8 protein-coding genes are annotated in these 6,938 nt (G+C 73.9%); 4 read left to right on the forward strand and 4 right to left on the reverse strand.

What is annotated here, in order from left to right:
* Positions 1-208 (forward strand): TOBE domain-containing protein (locus AB0G02_RS24715; RefSeq protein WP_360797850.1); only part of this gene is annotated, 208 nt, incomplete at its 5' end.
* A 12-nt stretch (positions 209-220) separates the two neighbouring features.
* On the opposite strand, the gene AB0G02_RS24720 is transcribed toward AB0G02_RS24715, so the two are convergent.
* The 4 genes from AB0G02_RS24720 to AB0G02_RS24735 are packed head-to-tail and all read right to left on the reverse strand — an operon-like array spanning position 221 to position 3,745.
* Positions 221-736, reverse strand: coding sequence for a GNAT family N-acetyltransferase (locus tag AB0G02_RS24720; protein ID WP_360797852.1), 516 nt, complete (start codon positions 734-736; stop codon positions 221-223).
* 14 nt (positions 737-750) lie between these two features.
* Entirely contained in the window at positions 751-1,584 is an 834-nt protein-coding gene (locus AB0G02_RS24725) for an ABC transporter permease (RefSeq protein ID WP_360797854.1), read from the reverse strand.
* Positions 1,581-2,612 (reverse strand): ABC transporter ATP-binding protein, encoded by a 1,032-nt coding sequence (locus tag AB0G02_RS24730; RefSeq protein ID WP_360797856.1) that lies wholly within the window; start codon positions 2,610-2,612, stop codon positions 1,581-1,583. The genes AB0G02_RS24725 and AB0G02_RS24730 overlap by 4 nt, the downstream gene beginning before the upstream one ends.
* Entirely contained in the window at positions 2,609-3,745 is a 1,137-nt protein-coding gene (locus AB0G02_RS24735; protein ID WP_360797858.1) for a DUF2092 domain-containing protein, read from the reverse strand. Before AB0G02_RS24735 ends, AB0G02_RS24730 begins: the two co-directional genes overlap by 4 nt.
* A 192-nt stretch (positions 3,746-3,937) precedes the next feature.
* On the opposite strand from AB0G02_RS24735, the gene AB0G02_RS24740 reads away from it, so the two are divergent.
* From AB0G02_RS24740 to AB0G02_RS24750, 3 genes are read left to right on the forward strand one after another with little or no spacing between them, the layout of a single operon-like run.
* The gene (locus AB0G02_RS24740) at positions 3,938-4,672 is read left to right on the forward strand and encodes a response regulator transcription factor (RefSeq protein ID WP_360797860.1); all 735 of its coding nucleotides are present in this window, start codon (positions 3,938-3,940) and stop codon (positions 4,670-4,672) included.
* Positions 4,669-5,937, forward strand: a complete 1,269-nt coding sequence (locus AB0G02_RS24745; protein ID WP_360797862.1) for an ATP-binding protein — start codon at positions 4,669-4,671, stop codon at positions 5,935-5,937. Before AB0G02_RS24740 ends, AB0G02_RS24745 begins: the two co-directional genes overlap by 4 nt.
* Before the next feature lie 49 nt (positions 5,938-5,986).
* Positions 5,987-6,802, forward strand: coding sequence for an NUDIX domain-containing protein (locus AB0G02_RS24750; RefSeq protein ID WP_360797864.1), 816 nt, complete (start codon positions 5,987-5,989; stop codon positions 6,800-6,802).
* Positions 6,803-6,938: the final 136 nt, after the last annotated feature.

Raw genomic sequence — 6,938 nt, forward strand, 5'->3', positions numbered from 1 at the left:
CCTGCGCGCGACGGCGCTGCGCGTCGCGCCCGGCGGCGCGGTGGCGGCGGAGGTGCTGGAACGGGTCCACCGCCGCGACCACGTGCGGCTGCTGGTGCGGATCGGGGACGAGGACTACGAGGCGGTGGCCCCGGTGGTCGACCCGCCGTCGCCGGGCGACCGGGTGCGGCTGGCCGTGGACCACGACGGGGTCGCGATCATCGGCTGACGGTCCCGCTCGTCACGGGGCGTCCGACCGGAGGTCCAGGGCGTACTCGACGTCACCGTGCTCGGCGCCCTCGATGGGGTCGGGCCACTCCTCGTGGAACGTCCGCACGTGCCGCAGCCCCACCTTCTCCAGCACCCGCCGCGACCCGGTGTTCACGGCCATCGCGAACGCCACGACCCTCGTCAACCCGATCGCCCGCCCGTGCTCCACCAGCGCGGACGCGCCCTCCGTCGCGTACCCGCGCCCCCAGAAGTCGGGGTGCAGCCGGTACCCCAGCTCGGCCGCACCCGGGCCCGCCGGGCTCAGCTCGAACCAGCCGACGAACGCCCCCGACGCCTTCTCGTGCGCCGCCCACCAACCCCCGGCCAGCACCTTCGGCAGCACGACCCGCTCCACGTCGGCCCGCGACACCGGCTTGCCGTCCTCGATGTACCGCATCACCCGCGGCTCGCCGAGCAGCCACACCAGTGACTCCACATCGGACTCGACGAACCCGCGCAGCACCAACCGCCCGGTCTCCACGATCACCGGCCGATTGTCGGCTAGTTGTCCTTCGTCGCCAACCGCATCGCCGCCAGCGACAACCCGATCAGCACGTAGCACCCGGCCAACGCCGTGCTGCGCCACAGCTCCGCGGTGGGCAGCGGGTCGCGCATCACGTCGACCAAGCCCTCCCACGCCGACGTGATCAGGTACGGGTGCAGCCAGTCCAACGCGCTGAACAGGCCCAGCACCGAGAACACGATCACCCCGGCCATCGTCGCGGCCATCACCACCAGCGGGTGCTCGGTGCACGCCGAGATCGCCAGCGCGACCGCCGCCACACCCCACACCTGCACGGTGACCAGCAGGATCGTCAGCACGATCCGCCCCAGCGCCGCGCCGAACGGCAACGTCGACCCCGACAGCGTGAGCATCCCCTCGCCGCCGAACAGCACCACACCGGTGACCGTGCCCACGATCGCGATCAACGTGGCCGCGAACAACGTCATCGTCGCCACGCCGAACGCCTTGATCCCCAGCAGCCTGATCCGCCCGACCGGCGAGATCATCAACCCGCGCAGCGTGCCGTGCTGCGCCTCGCCCGCCAGCCCGTCCGCCGCCCAGATCGCACCCACCAGCGGCAGCAGCAGCGGCAGCGCCAGGAACAGCGTGAACACCGGCAGCACCAGGCCGTTGCCCGCGATGATCGCGGCCAGGCCCGGCCCGGCGGGACCGTCGCCGTCGGTGGCGAACCACAGGCCGAGGCCTGCCAGGACCGGCACCAGGCACAGCGACGCCAGCCCGATCACCGTCCGCGGCCGGCGCACGATCCAGCGCAGCTCCGAGCGCAGTTGCCTGCCCAGCGGGGCGCGCGTGACGACCAGCGCGCTCATCGGGTCCCCTCCTCGATCGTGTCCACCGCGGACAGGTTGTGCTCGGACTCCTCGGCCTCGGTGAGCCGCGCGAACAGGTCTTCCAGACCGGTGCGGTGCCGCCGCGCCTCGTGCACCGCGACCCCCGCGCGCACCAGCGCCTCCACCACGAGGGGCGCGGTCGTGCCGATCAGCTCGATGCGCACGCCCGTCGCGCCGTCGTCGCCGGGCGCGATGGGCCGCGCCGAGATCCGACCGGCCCGCAACGCGTTCAGCGCGTCGTCCACGTCCGGCGTGACGACCAGCAGCGAGCTGCTGTCCGCGTGCAGCAGCTCGGCCAGCTCCCCCTGGGCCACGACCGTGCCGCGGTGCAGCACGGCCACGTGCGTGCACGTCGCCTCGATCTCGCTGAGCAGGTGCGACGACACGACGACCGTGCTGCCCGCCTCGTGCAGGTCCGCGATCACCTTGCGGACCTCGCGCGTCCCCGCCGGGTCCAGGCCGTTGGTCGGCTCGTCCAGCACGATCAGCTTCCGCCGCACCAGCAGCGCCGAGGCCAGCCCCAGCCGCTGCTTCATGCCCAGCGAGTACCCCCGGTAGCGCCGGTGCGCGGCGGACGCGAGCCCGACCCGCTCCAGCGCGTCCTCCACGGCCTGCTTGATGTCACCGGTGGCCAGCAGCGGCTCGAACGCCGCCACCCGCCGCAGGTTCTCCCGCCCCGACAGGAACGGGTGGAACCCCGGACCCTCGACCAGCGCGCCGACGTGCGGCAGCGCGGACGCGACGCCGTCGGGCAGCGCCTTCCCCAGCAGCTCGACCTCCCCCTCAGTCGGCCGCACGAGCCCCAGCAGCATGCGGATCGTGGTGGTCTTGCCCGACCCGTTCGGGCCGAGCATCCCGAGCACCGCCCCCTGCGGCACGTCGAGGTCCACCCGGTCCACCGCGACCGTGCGCCCGTACACCTTGCGCAGTCCCCGCGTCCGGGCCGCGAGGACCGGGGTGGAGCCGGTGTCGACCGGCTCCACCCGCGCGCTGGTCGAGGTGGTCACTTGACCTGGCCGATCGCGTCCACCAGGACCTGCTCCGGCACCGCGCCCACGGCCACCCGGCCGTCGTCGGCGATCAGCACGCCACCGACCCGCGCGGTGATGAGCGTGCCCGAGCCCCACGAGCCGCTGACCTGCTTGCCCAGCTGCTTGAGCAGGCCCTGCACGTCGACGTCCCCGCCCTGGCCCCGCTGCTGCCAACGGCCCTCACGGCCGTTCTGCTTCTGCTCGTCCGCCAGACCCGCGAGGGCGCCCTGCGGCACGCGCGCGGCCAGCACGACGTCCCAGCCCTCACCGATGACCTGCGGGTTCGCCTCACCGAACAGCTTCTCGGCGGCGGCCTTGTCGTCCGCCGACGGCCCCTGCTGCTCCGGCTCGGTCACCTTCGCCCCGGCGGGCGGCGTGAACGCGAACAGCGACGCGTCCTGCGGACCCACGTTCAGCTCGGAGAACCCGACCTGCACGGCGGGCGCGTCCGTGCCGTTGGTCAGCACGGCCACCCGCAGCGGCACCCGCAGCTCCGAGTCGATTGCGACGCGCACCTCGCGCAGCACCGTCTTCTCCGTCGGCTTCGGCGTCAGCACCAGCTCGTACACCGGCCGGTTCGCCACCCGCGCGGTGCCGTCGACGGTGACGTCGCTGTACTGCTGGATCGCCGCCACCACCTGCCGCGACACCGTCACCGGGTCCGCCGGCACGGCCTGCGCGTCACCGCCGAGCTCCGGCTTGGCGTGCTCGAACGCGCCGTGCGGCAGCTTCTTCACGGTCTGCTCGGCCGAGTCCCACAGCCACGCCGTCTGCCCGTCGTCGACGAACGCCCGCTCGGAGTCGCCGCTGGGCAGCTGCACCCGGACCCGGCCCTGGCCGTCGGTCCACATCCGCACCTTGCTGGCGCCGTCCGACAGCTGCGGCACACCCGCGATCGCCGGGATGCCCAGGTCGTTGTTCACCTCGACCGAACCGCCGAACGCGGCCGGCTTCGCGTTCAGCACGGACTCGACCAGCGCCTCCGCGCTCACGTCCGGCAGCACCGGTGCGGGCCCGGCGCCGGCCGGCATGGCGAGCAACCCCAGCCCGCCCGCCCCGGCGACGACCCCGACCGCCGCCGCCACGACGGTCACCCTTCTGCGGTTCATGTCCCCTCCTCCTACCGGGCAGCCCCTTGCGACCCGACAACCCAGACACTCCTCCGACCGCGCTGAGATCACGCTGAGAGCCGGCGGGAGGCTGAGAGCTGCCCGGAGCCTGAGAGCTGCCCGGAGCCTGAGAGCTGCCCGGAGCCTGAGAGCGCACTGAGACTCCCGCGCCGATTGTCCTCCTCACGGGGCATGCTGTGGGGCGTGAGACCACGGGTGCTGGTTGTGGACGACGAGATCGGCGTGCGACGCGCGCTGGAACGCGGCCTGTCCGCGGAGGGCATGGAGGTGGTCACCGCCGCCGACGGCCCCAACGCGCTGAGGGTGGCGCTGACCGGCGCGTTCGACGTGGTGCTGCTCGACATCATGCTGCCCGGCCTGTCCGGCTACCGGGTGCTCCAGCGGATGCGCGCCGAGGGCGTCCGCACCCCCGTGCTGATGGTGTCGGCCAAGGACGGCGAGGTCGACCAGGCCGACGGCCTCGACCTCGGCGCCGACGGCTACCTGGTCAAACCGTTCTCCTTCGTGGTCCTCGTGGCCCAGGTCCGGGCGTTGCTGCGGCGCAACTCCGCCGACCTCGCGCGGCGCAGGCTCAAGCTCGGTGAGCTGGTCGTGGACCGCGCGGTGCGCGAGGTCAGCTGGGCGGGCGAGCCGGTGTCGCTGTCGCCGCGCGAGTACGCCGTGCTCGACGTGCTGGCCAGCCGCGCCGGGTCCGTGGTGACGAAGGACGAGCTGCTGCGCACCGTGTGGGGCGACGAGCAGGCCGCGACCCGCAACGCCGTCGAGGTCTACGTCGGCTACCTGCGGCGCAAGCTCGACGCGATGGGCGCGGGCGAGGTCGTGCGGACCGTGCGCGGCCACGGCTACCTGGCGTCCACGCCCGACCTCGACGCGGCGCTCGGTTCGGCGGGGACCAGGCGCAGGTGAACCCCCGCCGGTGGTGGCTGCGGCGGACGCTGCGCTTCCGGATCACCGTCGTGGCGACCGGCGTGGCGCTGCTGTGCCTGCTCGCGTTCACCCTCCTCGCCCCGCACCTCATCGGGTTCGTGCAGGTCACGGCTGTGGACTCGGAGCTGGGCAAGTCGACGGACGTCCGCGTCCTGGACACCGCGGGCAACCCGCTGGACGGCGGCCCGCGACCCGACCTGACCGCGACGGAGATCCGCGCGCTCAAGGCGGGCGAACCCGTGCTGCGGCTCGACGGACCCAGCGCCCACCGGTGGATCGGGCGGGTCGAGTTCACCGCCGACGGCACGCCGCAGCTGCACGTCACCGGTGACGTGCTCGTCGGCTACCGCGAGGCCAACCGGCTCGGCACGCGGTGGCTCGCCGTGGCCGCGGTGCTGGTCGCCGGGCTGGTCGGCATCGCCACGTGGCTCGCCGTGCGGTCGTCGTTGCGGCCGGTCGAGCGGATGCGCGTGGCCGCCGCCGAGCTGCCGCGCGGGCAACGCCTGCCCGTGCCGGCCGCGCGGGACGAGCTGCAAGCGCTTGCGGAGGCGTTGAACGCCCTGCTGGCCCGTCGCGACGAGGCCACCGAACGCCTGCGCCGGTTCACCGGCGACGCCGCGCACGAGCTCCGGTCACCCGTGACGTCCGTGCGTGCGCAGGCCGAGGTCGCGGTCGCGCACCCCGACCCGGACTTCTCCATCGAGGTGCTCGAATCGGTCGTCGAGGAGTCCGAACGGCTGTCCGCGCTGGTCGACGCGCTGCTGATCCTGGCGCGCGCCGACACCGGCGAACTGCCCCGCGCCGAACCCGTCGACCTGGTGCTCCAGGCGCAGGCCGCGGTGGACCGGCTCGGTGACCCGGACCTGGTGGTGCAGCTCGCCGCGCCGATGAGCGCGTGCCTGATCTCCGCCGCCCGCACCGAGGTCGAGCTGGTGCTGGACAACCTGCTGCGCAACGCCGCCCGCTACGCCCGCACGTTCATCCGGATCTCCGTCCTGCCTGCCGCGCGGGAGGTGCGGCTGCTGGTGGACGACGACGGTCACGGCATCCCCGAGGAGCACCGGGAGAAGGTCTTCGACCGCTTCTACCGGGTCGAGTCCGACCGGGGACGCGCGACCGGCGGCTTCGGCCTCGGGCTGGCGCTGGTCGCGCACCTCGTGCGCCGCCGGCGGGGGACGATCCGGGCGGGCGAGTCCCCGGAGGGCGGCGCCCGGCTGGAAGTCCGCTGGCCGCTCTACCGCTGACGGGCTGCTCCACCGGTGGTCGGCCGTTGTGGTGGCAGGATCGACGACCGTGCCCGAGCTGAGAACCACCACCCTGGTCGACGCCCCGCTGCGGACGGTCGCCGCCGCGCTGCTGGACGCCCGGCTGCTCGCCCGCGCCGTCCGCGGCCTGGGCGTGCGCATCACGGGTGGTGACCCGGTGCTGTTCGTCGGATCGACGCTCGCCGGGTCGGTGGGCCTGGTCAACGGGACGCTGGTCGTGACGCGGGCCGACACCACCGGCGTGTCGGCCGAGCTCGTCGGCGGGCCACTGCCCCGGTTCACGCTGGTCACCGACCTGTTGCACACCGGCGGCGGCACGATGGTGGTCGACTCGGTCGAGTGGTCCAGCCCCGGCGGGCCGTTCGGCCGGCTGGCGGACGTGCTCGTGGGCCGCGGCCTGGCGTTGAAGGTGTTGCAGGCGCGTGCTGCCGCCGTGTCCACGCGGAGCGTCGAGCTGGTGGGCGCGCGCGTAGTAGTAGGGGCCGCGATCGTCCGCGACGGACTGCTCCTGGCCCAGCAACGCAGCTACCCGCCCGAGGCCGCGGGCAAGTGGGAACTGCCGGGGGGCCGCGTCGAACCCGGCGAGACCGACCACGCCGCCGTCGTCCGCGAGTGCGCCGAGGAGCTGGGCGTGACCGTCACCCCCGGTGACCAGGTGGGCCCCGACGTCCCGCTCCGCTCCGACCTCCTGCTGCGCGCCTACGCCGCCGACCTGACCTCCGGCACCCCGACCCCCGTGGAACACCGGGCGCTCCGCTGGCTCCCCGCCGCCGACCTGGACACGACCGACTGGCTCCCCGCCGACCGCGTCCTGCTCCCCGCCCTCCACCACCTGCTCACCTGACCCACCCGCGAGAGTCCTACCCCCAGCGCCCGAGAGTCCTACGTCCACGCACCCGAGTTCAACGCTCGCGACTAACGGCGTTAGGCGTGCGCGTTGAACTCAGGGGTGACGAACGTAGGACTCTCGCGACGTGGAC

The organism is Actinosynnema sp. NPDC023658 (assembly GCF_040639995.1).
In the GTDB taxonomy this organism is placed as follows: domain Bacteria; phylum Actinomycetota; class Actinomycetes; order Mycobacteriales; family Pseudonocardiaceae; genus Actinosynnema.